At 57.6% G+C, this 23,791-nt stretch carries 24 protein-coding genes and 1 tRNA gene; 6 read left to right on the top strand and 19 right to left on the bottom strand.

Annotated elements, in window-relative coordinates; genetic code table 11:
* Nucleotides 1-183: 183 nt before the first annotated feature.
* Both mnmC and RE428_RS11150 read right to left on the bottom strand, forming a co-directional pair.
* Entirely contained in the window at nucleotides 184-2,082 is a 1,899-nt protein-coding gene (mnmC, locus tag RE428_RS11145) for a bifunctional tRNA (5-methylaminomethyl-2-thiouridine)(34)-methyltransferase MnmC2/FAD-dependent 5-carboxymethylaminomethyl-2-thiouridine(34) oxidoreductase MnmC1 (protein WP_004582086.1), read from the bottom strand.
* Entirely contained in the window at nucleotides 2,082-2,690 is a 609-nt protein-coding gene (locus RE428_RS11150) for a peptidylprolyl isomerase (protein ID WP_004582087.1), read from the bottom strand. The genes mnmC and RE428_RS11150 overlap by 1 nt, the downstream gene beginning before the upstream one ends.
* 332 nt (nucleotides 2,691-3,022) lie before the next feature.
* Here RE428_RS11150 and RE428_RS11155 point away from each other — a divergent pair, with 332 nt between their 5' ends.
* A complete protein-coding gene (locus RE428_RS11155; RefSeq protein WP_004582088.1) occupies nucleotides 3,023-3,760 on the top strand; it encodes a cyclic di-GMP-binding domain-containing protein, MshE-related in 738 nt (245 codons plus the stop codon).
* A 119-nt stretch (nucleotides 3,761-3,879) separates the two neighbouring features.
* On the opposite strand, the gene RE428_RS11160 is transcribed toward RE428_RS11155, so the two are convergent.
* The 3 genes from RE428_RS11160 to flgA form a co-directional block, all read right to left on the bottom strand.
* On the bottom strand, nucleotides 3,880-4,350 hold the full coding sequence (locus RE428_RS11160; RefSeq protein ID WP_004582089.1) for a flagella synthesis protein FlgN: 471 nt from the start codon (nucleotides 4,348-4,350) through the stop codon (nucleotides 3,880-3,882).
* Between the two features lie 7 nt (nucleotides 4,351-4,357).
* On the bottom strand, nucleotides 4,358-4,678 hold the full coding sequence (flgM, locus tag RE428_RS11165; protein ID WP_040883461.1) for a flagellar biosynthesis anti-sigma factor FlgM: 321 nt from the start codon (nucleotides 4,676-4,678) through the stop codon (nucleotides 4,358-4,360).
* 194 nt (nucleotides 4,679-4,872) lie between these two features.
* Nucleotides 4,873-5,577, bottom strand: a complete 705-nt coding sequence (gene flgA / locus RE428_RS11170; protein ID WP_004582091.1) for a flagellar basal body P-ring formation chaperone FlgA — start codon at nucleotides 5,575-5,577, stop codon at nucleotides 4,873-4,875.
* Nucleotides 5,578-5,781: 204 nt separating this feature from the next.
* Between flgA and RE428_RS11175 the strand changes: the two genes are divergently transcribed.
* From RE428_RS11175 to RE428_RS11185, 3 genes are all read left to right on the top strand, one after another.
* Complete coding sequence (locus tag RE428_RS11175; RefSeq protein ID WP_004582092.1) at nucleotides 5,782-6,714, top strand: chemotaxis protein CheV; 933 nt, start codon at nucleotides 5,782-5,784, stop codon at nucleotides 6,712-6,714.
* Nucleotides 6,715-6,764: 50 nt separating this feature from the next.
* Complete coding sequence (locus tag RE428_RS11180; protein WP_004582093.1) at nucleotides 6,765-7,601, top strand: CheR family methyltransferase; 837 nt, start codon at nucleotides 6,765-6,767, stop codon at nucleotides 7,599-7,601.
* A 125-nt stretch (nucleotides 7,602-7,726) separates the two neighbouring features.
* Nucleotides 7,727-7,817 (top strand) — tRNA-Ser (locus RE428_RS11185).
* A 539-nt stretch (nucleotides 7,818-8,356) separates the two neighbouring features.
* Here the strand turns inward: RE428_RS11185 and RE428_RS11190 are convergent.
* The gene (locus RE428_RS11190) at nucleotides 8,357-9,262 is read right to left on the bottom strand and encodes a LysR family transcriptional regulator (RefSeq protein WP_004582094.1); all 906 of its coding nucleotides are present in this window, start codon (nucleotides 9,260-9,262) and stop codon (nucleotides 8,357-8,359) included.
* 300 nt (nucleotides 9,263-9,562) lie between these two features.
* On the opposite strand from RE428_RS11190, the gene RE428_RS11195 reads away from it, so the two are divergent.
* Nucleotides 9,563-11,167 carry a methyl-accepting chemotaxis protein gene (locus tag RE428_RS11195; RefSeq protein WP_004582095.1) on the top strand — a complete coding sequence of 535 codons (1,605 nt, stop codon included), beginning with the start codon at nucleotides 9,563-9,565 and terminating at the stop codon, nucleotides 11,165-11,167.
* Nucleotides 11,168-11,270: 103 nt separating this feature from the next.
* Here RE428_RS11195 and gabT read toward each other — a convergent pair whose 3' ends face one another.
* From gabT to RE428_RS11230, 7 genes are all read right to left on the bottom strand, one after another.
* Complete coding sequence (gene gabT, locus RE428_RS11200; RefSeq protein ID WP_004582096.1) at nucleotides 11,271-12,545, bottom strand: 4-aminobutyrate--2-oxoglutarate transaminase; 1,275 nt, start codon at nucleotides 12,543-12,545, stop codon at nucleotides 11,271-11,273.
* Nucleotides 12,546-12,771: 226 nt separating this feature from the next.
* On the bottom strand, nucleotides 12,772-13,863 hold the full coding sequence (gene hemH / locus RE428_RS11205) for a ferrochelatase (RefSeq protein ID WP_040882661.1): 1,092 nt from the start codon (nucleotides 13,861-13,863) through the stop codon (nucleotides 12,772-12,774).
* A 149-nt stretch (nucleotides 13,864-14,012) separates the two neighbouring features.
* On the bottom strand, nucleotides 14,013-15,758 hold the full coding sequence (locus tag RE428_RS11210; RefSeq protein ID WP_004582098.1) for a SulP family inorganic anion transporter: 1,746 nt from the start codon (nucleotides 15,756-15,758) through the stop codon (nucleotides 14,013-14,015).
* A gap of 12 nt (nucleotides 15,759-15,770) precedes the next feature.
* Nucleotides 15,771-16,205 (bottom strand): protein tyrosine phosphatase family protein, encoded by a 435-nt coding sequence (locus RE428_RS11215; protein WP_004582099.1) that lies wholly within the window; start codon nucleotides 16,203-16,205, stop codon nucleotides 15,771-15,773.
* A 132-nt stretch (nucleotides 16,206-16,337) separates the two neighbouring features.
* A complete protein-coding gene (locus RE428_RS11220) occupies nucleotides 16,338-16,793 on the bottom strand; it encodes a YeeE/YedE family protein (RefSeq protein ID WP_004582100.1) in 456 nt (151 codons plus the stop codon).
* On the bottom strand, nucleotides 16,793-17,233 hold the full coding sequence (locus tag RE428_RS11225) for a YeeE/YedE family protein (protein WP_004582101.1): 441 nt from the start codon (nucleotides 17,231-17,233) through the stop codon (nucleotides 16,793-16,795). Before RE428_RS11225 ends, RE428_RS11220 begins: the two co-directional genes overlap by 1 nt.
* Nucleotides 17,230-17,559 carry an ArsR/SmtB family transcription factor gene (locus tag RE428_RS11230; RefSeq protein ID WP_004582102.1) on the bottom strand — a complete coding sequence of 110 codons (330 nt, stop codon included), beginning with the start codon at nucleotides 17,557-17,559 and terminating at the stop codon, nucleotides 17,230-17,232. Before RE428_RS11230 ends, RE428_RS11225 begins: the two co-directional genes overlap by 4 nt.
* Before the next feature lie 513 nt (nucleotides 17,560-18,072).
* Here RE428_RS11230 and RE428_RS11235 point away from each other — a divergent pair.
* Entirely contained in the window at nucleotides 18,073-18,513 is a 441-nt protein-coding gene (locus RE428_RS11235) for a phasin family protein (RefSeq protein ID WP_004582103.1), read from the top strand.
* Between the two features lie 125 nt (nucleotides 18,514-18,638).
* Here the strand turns inward: RE428_RS11235 and RE428_RS11240 are convergent, their stop codons facing one another.
* The 6 genes from RE428_RS11240 to RE428_RS11265 form a co-directional block, all read right to left on the bottom strand.
* Nucleotides 18,639-19,265 (bottom strand): TetR/AcrR family transcriptional regulator, encoded by a 627-nt coding sequence (locus RE428_RS11240; RefSeq protein ID WP_004582104.1) that lies wholly within the window; start codon nucleotides 19,263-19,265, stop codon nucleotides 18,639-18,641.
* A 64-nt stretch (nucleotides 19,266-19,329) separates the two neighbouring features.
* Nucleotides 19,330-20,142: an exodeoxyribonuclease III gene (xthA, locus tag RE428_RS11245; protein WP_004582105.1), complete on the bottom strand. Its 813-nt coding sequence runs from the start codon at nucleotides 20,140-20,142 to the stop codon at nucleotides 19,330-19,332.
* A 235-nt stretch (nucleotides 20,143-20,377) separates the two neighbouring features.
* Nucleotides 20,378-21,136 carry a hypothetical protein gene (locus RE428_RS11250; RefSeq protein ID WP_004582106.1) on the bottom strand — a complete coding sequence of 253 codons (759 nt, stop codon included), beginning with the start codon at nucleotides 21,134-21,136 and terminating at the stop codon, nucleotides 20,378-20,380.
* Complete coding sequence (locus tag RE428_RS11255) at nucleotides 21,133-21,657, bottom strand: DUF2878 domain-containing protein (RefSeq protein WP_004582107.1); 525 nt, start codon at nucleotides 21,655-21,657, stop codon at nucleotides 21,133-21,135. The genes RE428_RS11250 and RE428_RS11255 overlap by 4 nt, the downstream gene beginning before the upstream one ends.
* Before the next feature lie 2 nt (nucleotides 21,658-21,659).
* Nucleotides 21,660-22,913 carry an SAM-dependent methyltransferase gene (locus tag RE428_RS11260; RefSeq protein ID WP_004582108.1) on the bottom strand — a complete coding sequence of 418 codons (1,254 nt, stop codon included), beginning with the start codon at nucleotides 22,911-22,913 and terminating at the stop codon, nucleotides 21,660-21,662.
* Nucleotides 22,901-23,791, bottom strand: a complete 891-nt coding sequence (locus tag RE428_RS11265; RefSeq protein WP_004582109.1) for a DUF1365 domain-containing protein — start codon at nucleotides 23,789-23,791, stop codon at nucleotides 22,901-22,903. Before RE428_RS11265 ends, RE428_RS11260 begins: the two co-directional genes overlap by 13 nt.

Raw genomic sequence — 23,791 nt, forward strand, 5'->3', positions numbered from 1 at the left:
AAAGGTTATGGAAATTCCACTGGCTTCTGGTATACCACCGATGTGAATAATCACCGTTTGCGGGAACCTGGGAATCTCCAATCTTGATTACCTTATCGGCGAGTGGCTGAGAAAGTGAATCAATTTATCGTAACAATGCGCAACCGATTGATTTTGCTGGAACCCAATTCCTGGGGCGACAGATTATCTATCGTCAGTCGAGCGCCTGCAGCGAGCTAGTGAAAGGCGATCCGAGATGACCGGCTCAAGGCTTTCCGGCTCACCACAAATCACGTCAGCCAACCATTCCGCCAATAGGGGCGCAAGGGCAAAGCCTTTGCTGCCAAGTCCCGTCAACACGTAAAGTCCTCGCGGTTCGTCGGTGGCTCCAGCCGCGCCCGCGACCGGCTGATAGTCGTGAGTCGTGCAGCGGAAGCTGACCCTGCCTGGAAGCGCCTCTGCGGCAGGAGGAGGTACCTGGGACCAAATACCGGGTAGCCATGTCGATAGTCGATCGATGTTCTCCTGGTGGGAGCTGGTAAGGAGTTCCGGATTGGTCGTATCCAGATCGAAGGTTGCACCCGTCACCGCATACTCCCCATGGATCGGGTTCAGGTAGCTGTCGCCACAAATGACGGCGTCGGTTCCGGTAATGGCCTCCGCCGGCAACTGTGAAACCTGCCCCCGGATGGCACGGAAGCGATAATTCTGACCGTCGGGCAGGAGGTTGGCGACCTGGTGCCCGCCGGTCAGAATAACAATGTTGGAACTCTGGGCCTCGCTATTGGTAAACGCTAGCTGCCACTGCCGGCCATCATGTCTTACCTGCTCGACTTTATGTCCGTAGTGGCACTGGATACGGGGATGCTCCAGGAGCCATTGGCACAGATGCGGCGGTTCGAGCCAGCCGCTGTCAGGGAACCATAGGCCGCCGGATTGCACCGGACTGCCGCTAAGCCTCTGTGCGTCCGTCACGTTTACAGACTGGAGGACGTTGCCGGGGTAACGGTTGCGTTCCAGGAATCGGCGTTGGCGGTCGGCTTCCCGTTCGCTTCCGGCCAGTTGCAGCAACCCTGTCCGGTGCCAGAAACGGGTATTGTCCGGATCATAGCGTTGGTAGGTCCGCTGGGCATGGAGCAGGGCATGCAGGGCCAATTGGGTTTCCGGGCCGTAGTCGACCCCAAGTTTTACGTACAGTGCCGCCTGGGCATTCCCGGAGGCGCCATCTGCAGGTTCATCCCCGGCACTGAAGATATGCACGTCACGCCCGCGTTCGGCGAGGTTTCGTGCTGTCAGCGCCGCAGCAATACCGGCCCCCACGATAGTGACTGGAGAATGGTTCTGGCGGGGTACCACCGAGGCGGGGGCATTGAACTCGCCGGCCAGCATCTCTCGCTTACGGCCAAACCCGGGCACTTTACGCATGGAAAAGCCTGCCGCGAGCAGCGCACGTCTAACTGCGCCGACGGCAGTAAAGGTTGCGACCGTCGCGCCAGGGCGACTGCGGGTAGCGATCTGGCCAATCAGTTGCTCGAGCCAAAGATCCGGGTTCAACGCGGGCGCGAAGCCATCCAGATACCAGGCGTCGGCAGAAAAACGCAGGTTCGACCACGCATCCCGAGCCTCGCCGAAGTAGAGCGTCAGCCTTACCCGGCCGCTATCGAATACCAATCGATGAGTCCCGGTTACCAGGGCCGGATATTGTGCGATGAGCGCTTCGGCCAGCGGTGCCAGCTCGGGCCACAGGGTAAGCGCCTGCTCCAGGTCAGCCGGCGTCAATGGATAGCGTTCGACGGACACGAAGTGAAGGCGGGCATCCGGTGGCGCATGGTGTTCCCAGGCCCGCCAGGTCGCCAGGAAGTTCAGCCCGGTACCGAAGCCGGTTTCCGCGACCACGAAGCTGGCGCCTTCTTCCAGTGCTGCGAAACGCTGCTCGATACGGTTATGGCCCAGAAAAACGTAGCGGGTTTCTTCCAGGCCGTTTTCCCGACTGAAGTAGACATCGCCGAATGCGCGGGATACCGGCTGTCCGTCCTGCCAGTCGATCTCTGCAGTCTCGATGGCAGGCCCGAGGGTTTGGTCTGGTATGGGGGTGATGCTCATCAGGGCTGCTTAACGTCCCCGTTTTCCATGATTTCGATCGACTGGATCACCACAGCCTTGGCCGGTACATCGGCCATACCACCTTTTCGCGTGGTCGGAATATTGGCGATAGCGTCCGCAACGCCCATGCCCTCGGTAACCGTACCGAATACCGTATACCCGGGGCCACGGACACCTTCGTCGAGAAACTCATTGTCGACCAGGTTGATAAAGAATTGGGATGTGGCTGAGTCCGGATCGTTCCGGCGGGCCATGGCGATCGAACCGCGCACGTTGCCGAAGGTTCGCTTGGCTTCATTCTCAATCGGCGTACGCGTGGGCTTGCCGCTCAGGTTGGCGGTGTAGCCACCGCCCTGAATCATGAAGCCGGGGATAACTCGGTGGAAGACGGTGCCCTCGTAAAAGTCGCTGCGGACGTACTCCAGGAAGTTTTCCACTGTCTTTGGCGCCACATCCGGACGCAGTCTCACCGTCATGTTGCCTTCGGTCGTCTCGATTCTGACGGTGGGGAAATCGCCGTTCGCCTGGGGCTGCTTGGCTGGGGTTTCCGCACAGGCGCTACCGGTCAGCGCCAGCGTGCTCACTAGCAAGGCACGGCAAAAGTTCACAGAACAGGAAGATTTAACCTTGTTTTTTAGCACCGGGCTCGTCACGGGGGGCATCCTCATGCTTTGATCAAAGGGATAGTGAGTCTAGCAGATTCCCGGCCTGGCCCGGCGAAGGAGTGGGGCAGCCGGTCTGTTTCAGGGTGTCACCGTTTGCGACATGAACATGGCAAGTAAGCCCAGTCCTGAAGCATTACGACAGTATCCAGAATAAACACAACAAGGTATTGCGTTTTATAACCCGGTGTAACGCAAGAGATCGATCGGTTTCTGTACAGCCTGGTCGGTTCGATCCATGCTTTTGCTGGGTGAGGCAACAGCCACGGAGGAAAGGAGTGAGAACAACTCAAGGTCATCAGGAGAAGTCGCGTCTCGGGCGGCTGCTTATCAATCGGGGTTATATTTCGGAGTACGAGCTGGACAACGCCCTGCAACAGCAGCGAGCGTCCGGTGCATTGCTGGGTGAAGTGCTGATTGCCTCAGGCTGGATCACCGAGCGTGAGCTGAGTCGTGTCCTGAAGCATCAGAAGCGCTACCGCCATGCCGCAGCGTTCATGGCAATGGTGACGCTGCCGCTGCAGCCTGTGGTAACGCTGGCCTCCTCGTCCCCTGGGTCTGCGGCTGCTGCAAGCCAGTCCGGACAAACCTATTCCGAGAGTCTCGGTTTTGCGCCCTTGTCGGAAGACGAGATGAGTAATGTCTCCGGCCAGGCTACCGATTCGCTGCTGGCACGCATCGAACATGTGGGGCAAATGCCGGCGGATGCCGAGGCCGGACTTGAGGAAAGCGCGAATGCGGTCGAGGGCCTGAAACTGGTGGCCAATACCTTCGTGCCGATCCTGAACTTCCTGGACTCGGACCTGACTATTTCCGGAGTGCATTACCGGGCGGATAGGCCCCGTCTGGAGTTGCTGGCGGATGGTGGTCTCAGGCTCGCTTTGCCAGAGCGGATCGAGTTAATCGAAATGAACGATATCCGTGTATCAGGATCTACTGGGCCATCGATGGGTAATGTCAGCCTGCACGATATTCGATTCGATCCTGCTTCTCACATGACGATCTATGCCCGTTAACGCTACCTGTAATCGTTAGTGCTAAAGGCCTTTATCCAGAAAAAACCGGGACTGAGTGTGTGGTCCAGCCCCGGCTCTTGTTTGATAGCGTAATTTGTACTCTTGAAGCGGACTTTCCGTCAGGCGCTGGCCAGCACGGTCTTGTGGCTTACGGCCGTTGACTGACCTTGGGCTCCGTAAAGCTTCGCCTGTTCCGAGCAACCACGGAAGATTTCCGTCAGTCGACCCAGACGCTGCTGAAGATTGCCGACGATACGGCCATTGACCTGGTTCATACGCTGGCAGGCCTTGAGGCGATTCTCAGCATCGATCCAGAGTTGGGTAAGGTCGGCCAAGCCGGCTGCCCGGATAAAGGTGGAAGGCTGGCCCTGACGCGGATTGAAGCCCATGTTCACCAGCGCATGGATCTTGCGTTTGGCGCGCTCGCGGATGTCGCTCAGGATGCGGTTCTTCTCTTGTGTGACAACCTGTAGGCCATCCATATTCGAAGACTTGAGATGTTTCTTTTCGGAGGCCAGCAACCCGCCTAATTGCTCCAGTTGCTGGATATCCTGTTGCAGCAGTGATTTCAACTCATCAATGGCAGCCATGCTTTACTCACCCAAAAATGCTTTTATCCATATCAAGCATTTTCTGGGCCAGTTTCTCTGCGTCAATCTTGTAGCTACCGTCTGCCAGCGCGGATTTAATCTGTTCAATCCGGTTGTCGTCGACTTCCGGATAGCTGTCCAGGCGTTCTTCGAGTTTCTTGAGGTCACGTGCCTGGCTGCTCAAGCTGACGTTGTCCGGGCGAGCCCCCTGGGTACGGGCCTGCTCGGTAGGCGTGGCCGGGCTCTTCTGAGCCGCCTTGTCCGTTGTGGTAGAGCTGGTTTTGGTGTTGACCTGGCCGGGGCCAATTCCATTGAAGTCAACTGACATAATCGTTACCTGCGCATGCTGATGAGTTGCCAAGGCGCCTTTCAACGGCGCCATTGCAATCCGGTTTCAATTTGTATCGGCCGGGCTGCATAGAACTTTAGGGATTTTTAAAAAGAATTTGCGGCGCGTTCCTGCCGCCTTGCGGCAATCCCTTTCCTTTTGGCGCCCAAGAGTCAATCAGCCGCTCCCTGAGCTTACATGGGCACTTCGACGCGCCCCGGAGCAGTGATCATTGCTCTCAGTGTGCGTTCGGAACGCAAGTTCTGGACCAGGACCTGCTCGCCGATCCGACCGTTAGCCAGGGCCTTGCCTCTCGATTCCACCGCAATGGGACCACTACGTGCAACGATAATAACATGGTCGCCCCGTGCGACGGCATCCGGCTGGATCACGATATCCGGTGTGAAGACGGTGCCTGCGTTGACGGAACGGCGAAGCTCCATGCCGATCAGGGCATCGCGACGGGTGACCGCGCTACGACGCACTGAATTGACGACGATCGGCTGGGTGTCGATCATGCTCTCCGTAACCCTGTCGCCCCGGCTGAGGGGGCGCGCCGCAACGAGCCCTTCGCCTCGGATCTCCACCGTCGCCGACAGGAACATGCGCCAGGGCCGCTGGCCGGAACAGGAGACTTCCAGGGTAGGCTGGGTTGTCGACAGCGGATCGCTGGAAAACCTGACCGATGGGTCGTCCGGGCAGGGTGCCAGGTTGAGACGCGAATCGATGTTGCCCAGGCTGTATGTCACGGCGTAGCCTTCATCCTTCTGCTGCTCGGCAAAGTCTTTCAGGAAGGTACGCGCCGCCGTCTTCAGGTCGGCCGGCGTCGTTTTTTCGACGGCCTGCAGCGATGGACTGAATGCCAGTGCGGTCAGTAGCGACAAAATGATGATGCGCATTTCTCTGTATATGTCCTATGCTTATCGATCAACGGGCAAGGTAAAATTAAGTCAATTCCTGACATATTTCTGTTGACGAGTTTACGTCGTCAGTTAAAGATTCAATGGCGTTTCAGGAAAGCTTTCGCAATAAACGTGCCGTAATTTGGCTCCAAGGATCGACCAGATCGGTAACCCGAAAGTTCTATTAATAGGTAGATCGTTATGGCAGGTGTATTAGACAGCGTTAACCAGAGAACGCAGCTGGTCGGGCAGAATCGTCTCGAACTTCTGCTCTTTCGCTTAAAGGGACGTCAGATTTACGGCATCAATGTCTTCAAAGTGAAAGAAGTTCTTCAATGCCCGAAGCTGTCGTCTATTCCGAAAAGTCGCTCTGTCGTTCGCGGGGTCGCTCATATCCGGGGCGAAACGATCCCGGTGATAGATCTGGGCTTGGCCATCGGCATGCCGGGTATTCCCGAGGACAAGCTATCTGAAAGCTTTGTCGTGATTTCAGAGTACAATCGTCGTACCCAGGGCTTTCTTGTGGCAGGCGTCGAACGCATCGTTAACCTCAACTGGGAAGACGTCTCACCGCCGCCAAAAGGGGCTGGGAGAGAGGTCTATCTCACAGCCGTTGCCAGGATCGATGAGCAGCTAATCGAAATTATCGATGTCGAGAAGGTGCTTGCTGAAGTATCGCCGCTAAAAGAGGACGTCGGCGAGGAATTGCTTTCCAGGAGTTCTGAGACTGATAGGTCTGACAACCGGCCGGTGCTCGTGGTCGACGATTCCTCTGTCGCGAGACGGCAGGTAGAACGCTGTCTTACGGCTATCGGGCTTGGTGTCGTTACCAAGAACGATGGCAAGCAGGCCTTGGAATATGTCAAAGAGTTGACAGCGGACGGCTCTGACTTGTCCGATCATATCTCGCTTATGATTTCGGATGTCGAGATGCCTGAGATGGACGGGTACACTCTCGTCACCCGTTGTAAGGAAAATTCCCAGTTAAAATCCGTGTATATCATGCTCCACACTTCCCTCAGCGGCGTATTCAATCGTGCGATGGTTCAAAAGGTTGGTGCTGACGACTTCATGGCGAAGTTCAGCCCTGACGAACTTGCCGAACGCGTCATGGAAGTGATGGATAAGCTTTAAGCCATTCCGTTGCACGCAATTCAGGCTAATGCCATAACTGCTGAGAGCACATGAAATCTGAAATAACTCCCCAGGAATACGAAGCGTTCAAGACATTCCTGCAGGATGCGTGTGGCATTTTGCTGGGCGAAAACAAGCAATACCTGGTTAAAAGCCGACTGCGCAAGATTCTTGAAGAGAACGGCCACGATTCTCTGGGTGACTTGGTGAGGAACCTGCAGAGGCCAGGACGAAACCCGCTGCGTGAAGTGGTTATCGATGCGATGACCACCAATGAAACGTTATGGTTTCGGGACACGCATCCGTTCCGTATTCTCACAGACCGTCTCCTGCCTGAACTGGCGGAGTTCAAAGGTATGCAGCAGTTGCGTATCTGGTCTGCGGCATGCTCTACGGGGCAGGAGCCGTATTCCATTGGTATGGCCATTGATGAATTTCGACGCCAGAAACCGGGCAAGTTGCGCGGCGATGCCCGCATCGTCGCGACGGACATCTCCCGCAGCGTGCTGGACGTTGCCCGGAAAGGTGAATACGAAATGCTGGCGATCGGGCGAGGCCTCTCACCGGAGCGCCAGAAGAACTTCTTCTCCGCGCTGCCCTCCGGTGGCTGGCAGATCAAGCCTGCGATCAAGAACATGGTCGAATTCAAGGAGCTGAACCTGCTTGAGCGCTACGTGCTTGGGAAGTTCGACTTGGTGTTCTGCCGCAACGTACTGATCTATTTCTCCGCCGACCTTAAGAAAGATATCCTCACGCGCATCCACTCCACGCTGAACCCCGGCGGGTACTTGATCCTGGGGGCGTCGGAATCCTTGAATGGGTTACCGGATCTCTACGAGATGGTGCAGTGCCAGCCGGGGATTATCTATCGGGCGAAGAAGAAGTAGTTTGATCAAAAACTGCACTCTCCGTTGTTTTTACACGAAAATAACGAATCAGAGTTGCCAAACCCGAGCAAAACCATTAGAGTTTGCGCCCTCAGATCGGCAGAGCCCATCTGGAACAGTTTATTGGAGAGGTGGCCGAGTGGCTGAAGGCGCACGCCTGGAAAGTGTGTATACGTTAATAGCGTATCGAGGGTTCGAATCCCTCCCTCTCCGCCAATACAAAACCCGACCGTAGTGTCGGGTTTTTTATTGGCTGATCGGGAGGGTAGAAGACCCCTCGCGGGTTCGACCGGAGCAGGCAAAGCCTGCGGAGGAACGTCGGAGCGAATGCGACGACGGCCCCGAAGGGGTGAGGCGCAAAGCGCCGAATAATCCCGATCGGGAAGCGTCCCGTAAAGTGTCGTCGAAGCATGAATGCAAGAAACCCGACCGTAGTGTCGGGTTTTTTATTGGCTGATCGGGAGGGTAGAAGACCCCTCGCGGGTTCGACCGGAGCAGGCAAAGCCTGCGGAGGAACGTCGGAGCGAATGCGACGACGGCCCCGAATGGGTGAGGCGCAAAGCGCCGAATAATCCCGATCGGGAAGCGTCCCGTAAAGTGTCGTCGAAGCATGAATGCAAGAAACCCGACCGTAGTGTCGGGTTTTTTATTGGCTGATCGGGAGGGTAGAAGACCCCTCGCGGGTTCGACCGTAGCAGGCGAAGCTTGCGGAGGAACGTCGGAGCGAACGCGACGACGGCCTCGGAGGGGGCGGGCTAAACGTCGATCGTGGTCGATCTTGCGCGGGCGGCAAAGTGATCGATAAGGAACTCCACAAACAATTGCACCAGCCTTGAGGATTGTCGGTGTTTGGGATAGACCGCATAGACGGCGGAGGCGGACGGGGAATATTGACGCAGTATAGGCATCAACTGTCCTGAACTAACGGCACCGCTGACGATGAAGTCGGGCAGGTAGGCGATACCACGGCCGGCAATCGCCAGGTCCCGCAGCACTTCACCATTATTGGCGCGCAGGGGCCCTTTTACAGTGATTTGCAGGGGGCTGTCGTTTTCATCGAAGACCCAGTCCATACTGCTGCCGTGGCCATACAGCAGGCAGTCGTATTCCTTGAGTTGGTGGGGTGCTGCCGGTGCAGGATGCTCATTCAGGTAATCGGGGCTGGCACAGGCAACCATATCGACGTCCATCAGCCGACGTGCAACCAGGGTGGAGTCGGCCAATTGCCCGCTGCGAATGGCCATATCATATCCCTCGCCAACGATATCCACCGGACGATCATTCAGATCGAGCTCTAAATGGACCAGCGGATGTTGTTCCAGGAATGTGGGCAAGATTTCGCCCAGATACATTGTGCCGAAAGTCATGGGTGCACTGATGCGCAGGGTACCCCGGGCAGTGTAGCTTTGGCTGCTGACCAGTTCCTTGGTTTCGTCGACGTCGTCAAGTATCCGAATCGCGCGAGCGTAGAGGGTCATCCCGATATCGGTCGGGTTCGTCTGTCGGGTCGTGCGGTCGAGCAGGCGTACGCCCAACTCGTCCTCGAGCATGGTCATACGCCGGCTGACGTACTGCTTGGACAGGCCAAGTCGCTCAGCAGCGGCCGTAAAACTTCCGGAGTCGATGGTGTTGGTAAAGAGGCGAAGGTCTTCCAGTTGCATGGACATCCCATTCCAGTGAATAAACGGTTTTCCAATCGCGATTACAGGTTGGTATTTTTTTGACGGTCGGCCACAGCGTTTGAGACTTCAGCACCACCTCAGTTTCCCGTGCCCACACTTCAGGATAACAGCCGCCCCCCGGGAATAAAGAGCCTGATTCTTTCGACGGCTCTGTTTTGTCAAATCCAGTAAAAATTCAGTTATTACATGGCAGGTCAAAGACTTGCCGCCTGACTGCAATAAAACTGACATATTGGGCGCATAGGCTCACGTTGAACTTAATGAGAGGTAGTTCACGTTATGCAGCTGACTGTCCGTCTGCGCCTTGTGATTTTCTCCGGGTTCTGTCTTTTAGCCTTGGCCGGATTGGCATGGTTGTCCATGTCGGTCGTGCATGAGGCAGAAAAGGCAACGGACCGACTCGTGCGTGAAGAAATGGCCGACGTCTGGCTGTTGACCGATCTCGATCGGAGCCATCGCCAGCTCAAGGACCTGGCCTATAAGATCAAGGCTCAACTGCTGCTTTGGGAAGAGATCAACGCGGCCTTCGAGGAGACCTCCAAAGCCATCAACGTGCAATGGCAGCGTGCAATCGACAATCCCCGCATGAAAGCCTGGGCTGAATCCCACGAGGCAGAGCATGCGGCGGTGCTGGAACTACTGACGCAAATGCGCGAGGGTATCAACGAGCAAAGTTATTACTCCGTCGGCAAGGTGGTCGATTTCCAGCTTTATCCCGCCATCGATCCGATGCTGGCAATTATCGACGAGCAGCGCGCTGCCGGGCGTTTGCAAACCGATAGCGGCTCCGAAGCCCTTCTGGCCTTTCTCGATCAGCAGCAACGTTATTTGGTGGTTGGCGCAGTGGTCGTGCTTGTCGTCATTCTGTTGTTGACCTGGTGGTTACGCAAAACCGTAACCACGCGCCTGCAGGCCATCGCCAGCCGCCTTCGCAAGATGGAATCGGCTTCGGACCTGTCCACGCCGCTCCCGATTTCAGGCCAGGACGAAGTCACCTCCGTTGCGTTGGCCATCAACGGTCTGATCGACAAATTCAAGACGTTCGTCGGCGACGTCACAGGTGCAGCCCTGGCCTTGCAGGAACGTTCCGCCTCCCTTGACGAGCAGGCCGACGCGGTGCATCGCTCATCGGCAAACACCCATTCCCAGATCAAGGACGTGGTGTCTTCCATGTCTGCGATTACCGAAAGTGCTACTCAAATCGAGCGCTCCGCGCAGGATTCGCGCCAGAAGGTGACCGATGCGGTGTCTGGCAACGACGATGTGCAGAACCAGTTGCGTGAGAGTGAGCACGCGGCCGAACATGCCGTTGATGTGATCGGCCGGGTCGCTACGGCTATCGAAGCGCTGCGGGGCTCCAGCGAAAAGATCGAACAGGTAATCAGCGTTATCGCCGATATTGCCGAACAGACCAACCTGCTGGCGCTCAATGCCGCGATCGAGGCGGCCCGCGCGGGTGAGCAGGGACGTGGTTTTGCGGTCGTGGCGGACGAGGTGCGCAATCTATCCCGCCGAACCGGAGAGTCCACCAGCCAGATTCGGCAGTGGGTAAGCGAACTGGTCGAACAGGTCGACAGTGCCCACGGTTTGCTGGATGAGACGCGTGCGGCGGGCGACAGCAACCGGGAAACACTTGGCACCCTGAAGACCCACCTCGTCGCCCTCAAGGACACGTTCGATGATCTCAAGCACTTTACCAACGAAGTGGACGAAGCCATTGTCGTGCAGCGAGAGGAGATTGGCCGTGTCGGCCGGCGCGCGGACGCGTTGGGCGAAAGCTCCCAGGGGCTCGAGCAACATGTGGGCAACACCACGGCGGTGAGTGTCCAACTGCGAGAGCAGTCCGAATCACTCCAGGCCCTGATCGCCCGTTTCCAGATCTAGAACAATTGGAAGGCTGCGAGCGCGAGAAACCAGGTTCGGGAGCGTGAAGTAGGCTGGACGGGCCCGGAGTCAGGCTCCGGGCCTTTAGAGGGGATGCTGCCTTTTACAGCTCTTTCAGGCTTTCCTCAACGATACTCAAACCTTCCTCAAGCACGTCGTCCTGGATGGTTATGGGCATCAGGAACCGGATCGAGTTGCCCCAGAGACCACAATTCAGGAGGATCAGGCCTTTCTCCTTGCATTTCTTGACCAGGGCGCCGGCCATGTCGGCATCGGGATCACGAGACTGCTTATCCTTGACCAGCTCGAATGCCGCCATGGGGCCCAGGTTGCGCACGAAATCCACATGTTCGAAGGTTTCCTGCCATTGGGTGAGCCGCTGCTCAAGCTTCTTGCCCAATGCCACGCTCTTCTCAAGGATCTTTTCTTCCTCGAAGATATCCATCACGGCCAGTGCGGAAGCGCAGGACAGCGGGTTACCGCTGTAGGTGCCGCCGAGGCTCGTGGGGCCGGACGCATCCATCATCTTGGCGTTGCCCACCACCGCTGAGATCGGCATGCCGCCGGCCATGCTCTTGGCCATGGTAATAATGTCAGGTTTCACGCCGCTATGCTCGACGGCGAACATCTTGCCGGTGCGGCCAAAGCCGGACTGCACCTCGTCGACGATCAGGGCGATACCGTGCTCGTCACAGAGCTTGCGCAGTGCCTGCATGAAGCTGGGCGGTGCGATATAGAACCCGCCTTCGCCCTGGACGGCCTCAATCACGATGGCGGCAACATCCTTGGCAGGGATGTCGGTCTTGAACAGCATCTTCAGGCTTTCAAGGCTGTCCTCTTCGCTGATGCCGTGGTACGGAATCGGGTACTGGGCACGGAACACACCACCAGGCATCGGTCCGAAATCGTATTTGTAGGCGGTGACCTTACCAGTCATGGCGAGGGTCATAAGGGTACGCCCGTGGTAGCCGCCATCGAAACAGATTACCCCGTGACGGCCAGTCGCACAGCGTGCAATCTTGACGGCGTTCTCCAGCGCTTCGGCCCCGGCGTTGAACATGCAAGCCTTGGCGCTGTCGCCGGTCACCGGGGAGATCTTGCACAGTTTCTCGGCCAGTTGGACGTATGGGGCGTAGGGCATCACCGTCTGGCAGGTATGCATGACCTTATCGAGCTGCGCTTTCACCGCGGCAACCACCTTGGGATGGCGATGGCCGACATTCAACACGCCGATACCCCCGGCAAAATCGATCATGCGCTTACCGTCCGCATCCCACACTTCCGCATTCTCTGCGCGGTCTGCGAATTGATTGTTCGGGCTCGCAGCCCCGGAAGCAACATACTTTTCTTTGAGGGCTTGCAGTTCAGCGTTGTTCATTGGCGTTCTCCTGGTTGGCCAGACAGTCACGAAATGGACGACGGACAGGTCTTGCGACCGGGCCCCGAATGCGCGGGTTGGAGGCGACGGGCCTCACGTTGGGATTCAACAACCCGCAACCTATAACTTAGAGGTTATACGCGGGGTATTACCAGCCTTTGGCAGTAATTTTTCATAGTGGGTGACCGTGTGATTCGTGCAACACGACATGAGGGCGACCACCGGTCTAACGTTCGGCGCCCATTGCTTTCGCACGGCGATCCCTTTCCATGAGAGCTTCGCTGGAAGTAGGACCTACTGTCCAGCCTTTAAGGTTCTCTTCGATCAACTGCTCCAGCGCGTCGATATGAGGCTCTTCGGCATTGAGTGCGGAGATGTACTGGAATTGCTCGCCGCCGGCTTCCATGAAGTAATCTCGATTCTCCTCGTTGATTTCTTCGATGGTTTCCAGGCAGTCCGCCGAGAAACCCGGACAAAAGACGTCGATCGATTTGGTGCCTTCTGACGGCAGGGCCTTGAGCGTCTCGTCGGTATAGGGCTGCAGCCATTCCTCCCGGCCGAAGCGGGACTGGAACGTTGTCATGTACTGATCCTCGTTGAGGCCCAGCCGCGCGGCCAGCAGGCGCGATGTCTTAAAGCATTCGCAATGGTAGGGATCGCCCCTGAGGAGGTATTTCTTGGGCACCCCGTGGTAGGAGAGAATCAGCTTTTCGCCTGCACCATGTTCCTTCCGGAAGGCCTCGATGTGTTTGGCCATGGCTTCGATATAAGACGGGTAGTCCGGGTAGTGGCTGATAAAACGGAAATCCGGCAGCCAACGGCGACGGGTGAAGTCTGCGGCTATTGCATCGAAGGTGGAGCCCGATGTGGAACCGGAATATTGGGGATAGAGCGGCAGAACCACCAGCTTACGAACCCCGGCCCGTTGGAGATCCTCCAATACGGAATTTATCGAAGGGGAACCATAACGCATGGCAAAGGCCACCACGACTTTGTCCCCATAACGTGCCTGGAGACGTTCCCTGAGTTTTTCGCACTGATCGGCGGTATGAAGGAGGAGCGGGGAGCCCTCGGGCTTCCAGACCTTGCGGTAGGCTGCCGCCGATCGGGAAGGGCGTATGCGCAGGATCACGCCATTGAGGATCAGCCACCAAAGCATACGGGGAAACTCCACTACCCGGGGGTCGGACAGGAATTCCCTAAGATATCGGCGCAGCGCCTTGGTTGTTGGCGCGTCAGGTGTTCCCAGATTGGTGATAAGGACGCCGGTTCTGTCAGGTTGCTGGTGGTGGAATCCGGATGGACCCTGATAATGCATCTTCAACGTGTCCTTCGATAAAGAGGTGTCGGCGGTAGCTCGAGCTTTACGCTTGTCTGGGCGGGAAGGATTAGTTTTTTTGGGCGACGAGTCAATGCTGAACGTCTATAGCTAAAAATAATAAATTGCCTGATGTGTTTAAGCTTGGGCTATGAGTTGGTTTTGGCGCCAGGATCCGAAGGATGAGCGGTGAGGGTCTGCCACCCTTCGAACGTGCTCAGGAATACCCGTCCAGAGAGGTTCGCCATAAACCGGGTGGACTGGAGCCGATCCATTACCGGTCCTTTTACTTCGGCCAAGTGGAACCGCAATCCCGCGGACTGGAGGCGGGTATTGATGGTGTCCAGGATGTCCAGGGCGGAGGCATCGATGGTATTGACCCCGGTACACATCAGGATCAGGTCCGTCGCTCCGGGACGCTGGCGCAAAACCTCGCTTATGCGATCCTCGAGATACTGGGCATTGGCGAAGTAGATGGCTTCATCCACGCGCATAATGATCACCCGTGCGTCGGTTTCCACGGTGTAGCGTTTCTCGTTGCGGAAGTGTTCGGTGCCGGGAATGCGACCCACGATAGCGATATGGGGGCGGCTGGTCCGGTAGAGGTAGAGCACCAGCGATAGGCCCACCCCCACAAGGATGCCCTCGGTAATGCCGATCAACAGGGTAACCAGTAGGGTCGCCACCAGGGCCATGCCGTCCTGTCGGGAGTAGCGCCAGGTCTCCCGCAACCCCCGGATGTCCACCAGGGTGGTGACCGCGACGATAATGGTTGCAGCCAGAGTCGCCTCCGGCAGGAAATGAAACAGGCTGGAGAAGAAGACCGTAACGATGCCAATGCCAAGTGCGGTGAAGAGACTGGCCATCTGGGTCTGGGCGCCGGCCTCGTCGTTCACCACCGAACGCGAGAATCCACCGGCAACGGCCAGGCCGCCGGCAAACGCCGAGGTGACATTGGCGGCTCCCAGCCCCATCAGTTCCTGGTTCGGGTCGAGACGCTCGCCACGGCGCGCTGCCATGCGGTGGGCGATCGAGGTGGATTCCACGAAGATCACCAGGCTGATCAGGAACGCCGGCACCAACAACGCTTCGACCAACGCCAGGTTGAGCTCGGGCATCGCCAGCGGGGGTAAACCCTGCGGCAGATCGCCAATGACCGCTACACCGTTCGCGCCAAGCTGAAAACCGGCTACCAGAGCACTGGTGGCAATCACCGCCACCATCGGTGCCAGCCTGGCCAGCGAAGACGCAACGGGTTTGGGAAACTTGAAAGTCTCCAGCAAGGGCTTCGCGAAGCGCCGCGACACGACGAGGAAGACAATCACGCCGGCACCGATCAGGGCCGTGGTGGCGCTGAAATCGCTGAAACCGGAGATCAGGGAATCCAGCAGTGCCAGTACGTTGCCGCCGTGAGTTTCGACCCCCAGCAAAGAACCCAACTGGCTGACAATAATGACCAGCGCCGACCCGGTAATAAATCCGGAAATAACGGGATGACTGATGAAGTTGGCGATAAAGCCCAGCCGGGCGGCACCCATTCCGAACAGCATGATACCGGAGATCAAGGCGAGCCCGAGGGAGGCTGCACCGTAACCGGCAAGCCCCTGTTCGACGATATGCCCGACGGCTGTGGCGCTCATCAGGGCGATAAGTGCCACCGGGCCTATAGCCAAGGTACGGCTGCTGGCGAAGAGCGTATAGCCGAGTAAGGGGAGTATGCTGGCATAGAGTCCGGTTTCCGGCGGTAGCCCGGCGAGCAGGGCGTAAGCCAGGGACTGGGGGATGACCAGGACAGTCATGATGCAGCCAGCGAGGATATCCTGCGCCAGGGTATGGCGCTGATAGCCACGCAACCAGACGAGTGGCGGAAACAGGCGCTGTAGGCGGTTCGACATAGATCCGGACGGTCAGTCGCGGATCTGACTGGCAAGGCCCAGCATACGCTCACGGTGCTTGCTGAGGTCATAGCCTTCAGCCCGGGCGGTCTGTAGCAGCTTATCGATATTGTCCTTGCGTGCCTTGGAGAGCGCCCAAAGCGTAGAGCAGCGCGTGCCGGTGCGGCAGAACGCGAGGATCGGTTTGGGTGCATCCTGCAGGACAGGCGTGAAAGCCTGTACGTCCTCGTCGGTGATATTGCCGGACTGCACCGGCAGGTAAATCCATTCCATCCCGTGCTGGCGCGCAGCCTCGGCAATGTCATCCGTTGACGGCTGATCTTCCCCTTCATGATCCGGACGGTTCGATACCAGGGTCCTGAACCCCGCCTTGGCCGCCTCGGCAACATCATCGACGGTAATCTGTGGCGCGACGGTAAGGTCGTTGTCGAGCTTGTGCAGTTCCATAAAGCGTCTCCTTGAAGAGGACCTGAGCCCAGGGAGGGGCACGGGCACCGAATATAACCTCTGATTTTCAATAGCTTAACATTTAAAGCCCGATCTGGATGCGGGTAAACCTGAACACCGGGCGAGATCGACTCATCTCATATCCTGCCCGGCGGCAGGCGAAACTGCCTTTGCTATCCGTCCCTGGAAAAGATCATGGAACGCCATTCCGACGACCATCGCGACGACGAATATGGCGGCTTCGGCTTTACCTGCGCCCAGCGCAACCAGGGCCGGGCCCGGACAGAATCCCGCCAGGCCCCAGCCCACGCCGAACAGTAGCGCACCGACCACCAGTTTCCGGTCCACTTGTGTGGCTGTCGGCAGGCGAATGGGTTGCCCGAGAAAGCTTGTGACCCGGCGGCGGGCTATCGTGAACGCGACCAGTCCCACCAGGATGGCGCCGACCATGACGAAAGCCAGCGAGGGGTCCCAGGGGCCGGCGAGGTCCAGGAATCCCAGCACCTTTTCGGGGTTGGCCATTCCGGAGACCAGAAGGCCGATGCCGAAAACCAGTCCGGTTGCGAAGGCACTGAACGGGTAGCTCATCACATACCTCCAAGCACATGGCGGGCAACATATACGGTGGCGAAGCCGGCGCCCATAAACAGCAGGGTGGCTACAAGGGATCTGGGCGACAGGCGGGACAGGCCGCAGACGCCATGACCGCTGGTACAACCCGAGCCCAGGCGAGTCCCATAACCGACCAGGAGTCCTGCCGCGACAAGAACGGGCGTCGAGGCGCTGACCTCGATGTCCGGTAGTGCGCTAAAGATTATCCAGAGCGCCGGTGCGCCGATCATTCCCGCCAGGAAGGCGCCTCGCCAGGCTATGTCGCCTCGGCCCGGTTTCAGCAGGCCGCCGAGTATGCCGCTGATTCCGGCAACGCGGCCGTTAAGAAGGATAAACGCACCGGCCGCAAGCCCGATCAATACCCCTCCCACGGCTGCGCTGAAAGGCGTAAATGCGGTCCAGTCTACAGTGATCATGATCCCCGTCCTTCGTTGCAGAAGAGTTCATAGAGCTGTTGTATCATCACCAGAACCTTGGGTTCGCCGATGCTGTAGAAGACTTTCTTCCCCATCTTGCGTGGAACGATCAGGCCTTCGCGCCGCAGGATCCCCAGCTGCTGGGACAGGGATGGCTGCCGTATTCCCGTCAGCTCTTCCAGATCACTGACGCCCAGTTCGCCCTGGCTCAACTGGCAGAGCAACATCAACCGGTCCGCGTTGGCCATACTGCGCAGGAAATGGCTGGCCTGTGCAGCGGCATTGCGCATGGCGTGCACGTTGATGGGCGCTGTTTCGATCGTCATTGGGTTTCTCCGTTTTGTTGTTCTTGTTGCGGCAGAGCCGTAGCATCCTATCAACAATTAAATAAAATATATAATGAAAAAATAAAAGTGCAAGTCGTAAAATAAATAAACGGGAGAAAGGCTATAAAGCGATAATAAAAAAAGCCCGGCACGGGAGGCCGGGCAGAGGCGTGCGAGTAGTATCCATGAAAGACTTCCAGACAAACCGGCATCAGCAGGGATACCGGTAACCCTCAGTATTGATCATATTTTGGACATCTCAAGTTTTTAGCCGCCGCAGTTGAAACTATTTTCTTCTAAATAAATAGCTCTTATATCGTTGCGGAACCGACCGATTTAAGTGATTGTTTAGTGCCTCTTATGACAGACGCCGAGATGGGAATATGCCGGCAACGGGTGGAAATAAACGCTGGGTAGTCTCGCTTTCGGAAGGCTGCCCGTGACTGATTCGGAGCGGCGTCTGTAATACAATGGCGGAACACAGCCCGGCTATCGGCACATGGAGTACGACCTATGAGCAGTGACAACCAGAACGACCAGGATCGCGATGTCCAGCTTGCTGGCAAGATCAAGGATTCGGCTCGGCAAATCTGGCTGGCAGGCCTCGGTGCCTATACCAAGGCAGAGGAGGACGCCGGCAAGTTTTTCGACCGGCTCGTCCATGAGGGTGAGGAACTCGAGAGCAAGACGCGGGGCGTCGTCGAACGCCATGTACGCAACGTCGAAGGCCGGGTCGAGGAGGTGAAGGAACGGGCCACCGGTACCTGGGATCGCCTGGAAGGTCTGTTCGACGAGCGCGTATCGGGCGCCTTGCGACGCCTCGGCATTCACCGGCGGGAAGAGATAGAGGCTCTGGAATCGCGGATTGCTGCCTTGGAGTCCGAACTTGCTACGGTCCGCAAGGAGCAGAAGAAGGCTGCACAGAAGGCAGGTAGCGGTAAGAAACAGGGCTAATCCCGGTTAGCCGCTGCGGCCTTTGACGTTAGGACTCAACGTGGCTGCCTGGATGTCAATACCGGCATTGGTATGGATACCCTATAGATAGCCAGCGCTCCGCCCGCGATAGGTCCAGCCCAGACTCAAAGATACGCTTCAGCCATAAGACTCGCCTGCGTCCTGGCGTCCTCCACCAGGTAGGGTGTTATCAGGTTGATCATCTGGAACACCCCTCGCCCGAGGTCCACATTGTCCTTGTCATCCAGGTGAGAGAGTAGCTCGAAGCTGACCCAGTAGCTGATCGTCAGGTTCAGTTGCTCGCAGAGTCCATCCAGTTCGTGATCGCTGATGCCCATTAAACCCTGGTTTCGCAGGCTATTGCAGACGGTGGCGAACGCTTTGCGTTTAAGTTTGAGGATATTGCGAAAGCGCCGCTGGAGGTTGTCATAGCGCGACAGCACGTTGACGAGGTCCTGGTAGAGAAACCGGTAGCGCGCGATGGCCTCGAACGTGAGATGAAGGAAGATGCCGATCTGTTCCAGACTGACGTCGACATCCTTCGGCACGGCGAGCAAGTCCAGCATCTCGTCTTCATAGTGGCCGAAAAGCTCGCAGACGATGTCGCCCTTGCTCTTGAAGTGGTAGTACAGGTTGCCCGGGCTGATATCCAGTTCGTCGGAAATCAACAAGGTTGTCACATTGGGCTCGCCCACCACATTGAACAGCGTGAGGCTGGTATCCAGGATCCTGTCGCGGGTCTTGACCTTCATGGGCGTCCTTTATGCTCTTGCGCGCCTTTCCATTGGACTGCTGCGATGAGCGAGCCAGGCTCAACTACAATTCGAATTCGGCCCACACCGGACAATGATCCGAAGGCCGCTCCATGCCGCGGATGTCGTAGGACACGCCTGCAGATTTGGCCTTGGGCAGCAAGCCGTTGCTCGCCATGATGAGATCGATGCGCAGTCCCCGACGCGGATCCCGCTCAAAGCCTTTGCTGCGGTAATCGAACCAGCTGAAGGTGTTGTCTTCATCCGGATTCAGTTTGCGGAATACATCGGTCAGTCCCCAGCTCTCCAGGGTGCTCATCCACTCGCGCTCTTCCGGCAGGAAGCTGCATTTTCCGGTGCGTAGCCAGCGCTTGGCGTTATCGGCGCCAATGCCAATATCCAGGTCCCGGGGCGAGATATTCATATCTCCCATTACAATAACCGGATCGTCCGGCTTGGCGATGTCGTCGAGGTAACGGTTCAAGTCCGCATAAAACTTCTGCTTGGCCGGGAACTTGATCGGGTGGTCGCGGTTTTCACCCTGGGGGAAGTAGCCGTTGATGATGGTGAGCGTCCTATCGCCGACCTTGAACTTACCCATGATCAGGCGCCGTTGGGAGACACCGTCATCCCAAGGGTAGCCTTTCTGGACCTCCTCGGGCGTCTGGCGCGAGAGCAGGGCGACGCCGTAATGGGTTTTCTGCCCATGGAAATGGACGTCGTAGCCCATGGCCCGGATTTCCTCTTCCGGGAATTCCTCATCGGTAACTTTGGTTTCCTGCAGGCCGATGAAGTCGGGATTGTAGGTATCGACCACAGCCCTGAGCTGGTGCAGGCGCGTACGGATGCTGTTGACGTTGAAAGAGACGACGATCATGGGTGGCCAGGTATCCTTGTTTGTGTCGGAAAGGACGTGGTTTGGAACGTGAGTCAGTTGAAACGTTTGCCAGTTAAGACATAAGCCAGAAAGGTGCTGAAACGGTTCCAAAATTTCCCAAAGAGTCTACCACAGCCACCCTTCAGGCAAAGGAGGGACCGCGCCGGATACACACAGCGATCCCTCAGGGCCGGGGCCGCGTGCCCGCCCTGTGAGGAAAGTCTCAGTGTGACTCTTAGCGAGGTAATAGCGGGCAGGGTGGCTCGCTGGTGTCGTAACGCAAATGCACGGTGTAGTTTCGATCTTCGTCCTTGCGGATATTCCCGAGGCCCCTGTAATCGGTAATCCGGCCACGCTCATCGAAACCCACCAGGATGGGATCGACGACCCAGCGCAGGAACATCTGCGAGGGCAGCATCGAAACCACAAGGTAGGCATCGATCTCCTGGTTGTCGGTGGGTTCGGCCACAAAGCGGTAGGCTTCGCCCCGGGTGGGCGCGAGGAAGCGGAAGTCGACCTGGCGCCCGTCGGTGAGTGTCGACCAGTGGTCCCGGATAAAGTGGACGAAACCGGAGTCGATCACGACGTCCGGGGACAGCGGCACCGTATCGTTTTGCGTATCACCTCCGGGGGTGTTCCAGACGATCCTGGCTTCGGTGTCGTCGACGTTGGTGATTTGCATCCGCTCGTCGAACAGCGGTTGCCTGAAATCGACGGACGGACGCTGGCGGCCATACTCGTAATCCAGCGACTTGCTGGCGAATGCCTCACCTTCCGTACCGAGTTCGCTGTCCAGCGCAACGTAGTCGACCGCGTGTGATCGGGCACGAAATCTACCGTCTACGCATTCGCCCCCGATACTGTGTTGTTCCTGGTATAGCGGCTTGCCCTCGAAAGTTTCGGCTGTTGCTGAAAAACGGTAGGTCTCCGCCATCAGCGGTAATGGCAGGATCAGAAGGGCAGGCAGGGAAGGAATCGCAGTAATCCGCCTCATACCGGTGTGATCTCCCTGAAATAATGGTGCTTCATCTGCATCAGTAAGGGAAACAGAAGGGCCCAGCCTACGGCGAGGGCAATCAGACTGACCAGCAGGTCCGGGAATACGATCGGGCCGATGCGTGTCGCGCTCCAGTAGGCGAAGGGACCTGCAACAGGGGCCAGCACGAAGGGCAGCCAAACGGTCCTGCCCATCCAGGCCAGGGAGTGAGCCAGCGTCGTCATAAAAACCGCCCACAAACCCACCAGCCATGCGGGCGTCCAATGTGGCCCCGCGCCCGGTTCGATCAGAACTCCCAGCTTGAACCAAAGCCCATCCAGCAGGGAACCCAGCAGCGTACCGAGAAGGATGAACTGGATTTCCCGGCCCGGTCGCTGGCTGACCAGGACAAGGTGAATGACGACGATACCCCCAGCGACAGCCACCGCCGTATACCCGGGAAAGATCACGCATGTCAGCCATCCAACCTGGAAAAGGATGAAATTGGTGACGTTACGTGCAAGCGCGTGTTGGATCATGGCTACAGCATGGGATTTTGCTTGTTGCCCGGTTTGGCAAACATGATCTGCGATACGCCAATCGCACGCTCGGAGAAGCCGGCCTCGCAATAACAGAAATAGAAATCCCAAAGACGAATGAACGATTCGTCATAGCCCAGCTTTCGGATTTCCTGACGCGCTGCCATAAAGCGCTCTCGCCAATCCTTCAGCGTGCGGGCGTAGTGGAAACCGAAGTCCTCGGCGTGCGTCATAACTAGGTTGCTTTGCTGCCGGACCGATTCGAACATGGCGCCAAAGGAGGGGATGAAGCTGCCCGGGAAGATGAATCGCTGGATGAAATCCACATTGTGCAGGGCGCGCTGGTAACGCTGCTCCGGCATGTTGATGGCCTGGATCAACGCCATGCCGTCGGGTTTGAGCAGGGTACTGATCTGCTGGAAATAGCTGTCGAGATACTGCGGGCCTACCGCCTCGATCATTTCGATGGAGACCAGTTTGTCGTACTGTCCCGTCAGGTCACGGTAGTCATCGAAAAGCAGGGTGATGCGGTCTTGCAGGCCTGCGTCTTCGATACGCTGTCTTGCCAGATCGAACTGCTCGCGGGAAATGGTCGTGGTAGTGACGTGGCAGCCATAGTGCCTGGCGGCATGAATCGCGAACCCGCCCCAGCCGGTGCCGATTTCGATCACACGGTCTCCGGGTTGGAGTTCGAGCTTGCGGCAGATGCGATCGAGCTTGAACACCGCCGCTTCGTCGAGACTGGTGTTCTCGTCAGCATAGATGGCCGAGGAATACATCAGGGTGGGATCGAGGAACAGTTCGAACAGTGCATTTCCCAGGTCGTAATGGGCCTCGATGTTCTTGCGTGAGCCGGTGCGGCTGTTGCGGTTGAGCCAGTGCAGACCTTTCAAAGCGGGTTTGGTTACCCAACTGAAACGGTCCTCGAAGGCGTTCATCCGGTCCACGTTCCGAGTGAAGAACCGCAGCAGGGCCGTCAGGTCCGGCGTGCTCCAGTCACCAGCTACATAGGCCTCAGCTGCACCGATACTGCCTCCGGTGAGAAGGTCACGCCAGGCGGAAGCATCGTGGATGTGCAGTTCCGCAAGGTCGAACCGCGTATCGCCATCGCCGAAGGTGCGCTCTGCCTGGCCATGCTCGACGACACGCAACCGACCGGCTTCGAGTAGTTCCAGCTGTTTACAGACGATCGCTCGTGCCCAGTCGCTGAGGGGTGATGCGCGCGAGGAGGAACGGGCAGTATTCAGGTTCTCCATGAGCTTACCTTTCCAGTGCCGGGTACTGCGGTATCGACCCGCTGACCCTGGTCTTCACGGCCCCGGCGGTAGGCCGGGTCTTCGTGATCGAGTTTGTCGGGGTGGTTCTGAAATACGGCGCCCTTGAGTTTTAGCTTCAGGGCGTGCCAATAGATACCACCGGTGACCTTGAGCGTTTCCAGCGGAAAGCGCCGGATGTGGCTATGCACTGTTTTACGAGCGAGAGGGGTACGTTGGACTTCAAGCGTTGCATCGAAAACCTTCTGTCCTTCCCGGTTTACGTTCATATGGATACGCAACTCAGGTCCGCGGAAGCTGAACAGCCACTGGTATTCCTGATCCATCGGGTTATAGGGCGAGACATGGAATCGCTTGCTGAATACGAATCGCTGGCTAGTCCATCCAGCCTTGCCTTGCTGCACCGGGGCGCTTTCCAACACGTAGATGTGGCGCTCCCGCCAGGGGGTATTGGTGATCTGCGCCGCGATGACTTTCGGCACGGCGCCTTCCATGGAGGATTCCCCAGCGGCGTAGCAGCAATAGAAGCTGACGGGATTGAATACGTACCCCAAGTACCGTGGATGGGTAATCAGCTCAATGCGTCCGTCGGGACGCCAACCGGTTGCGTGCTGGACCTGGTCCTGGACCGCCGTCTTGAGATCCGGCTCTTCGGGCCGAAAATAGTCCGCCCGTCGCAGGGATATCCAGTTACGCCGCTCGACCGACATCCAGCGGCTTAAAGCGCCCACGCGGTGCCACTCGTCCAGATCCAGTGCCAACATACCGGTGTTGTACTGGAAAACATGATGAACCGGGCGCAAGCGGCGGTGGCGGATCCGGCCGCTGAGCCACTGGCTATTGAGGGGGCGGGTATCCAT

The organism is Marinobacter nanhaiticus D15-8W (genome assembly GCF_036511935.1).
Classification (GTDB): Bacteria; Pseudomonadota; Gammaproteobacteria; order Pseudomonadales; family Oleiphilaceae; genus Marinobacter_A; species Marinobacter_A nanhaiticus.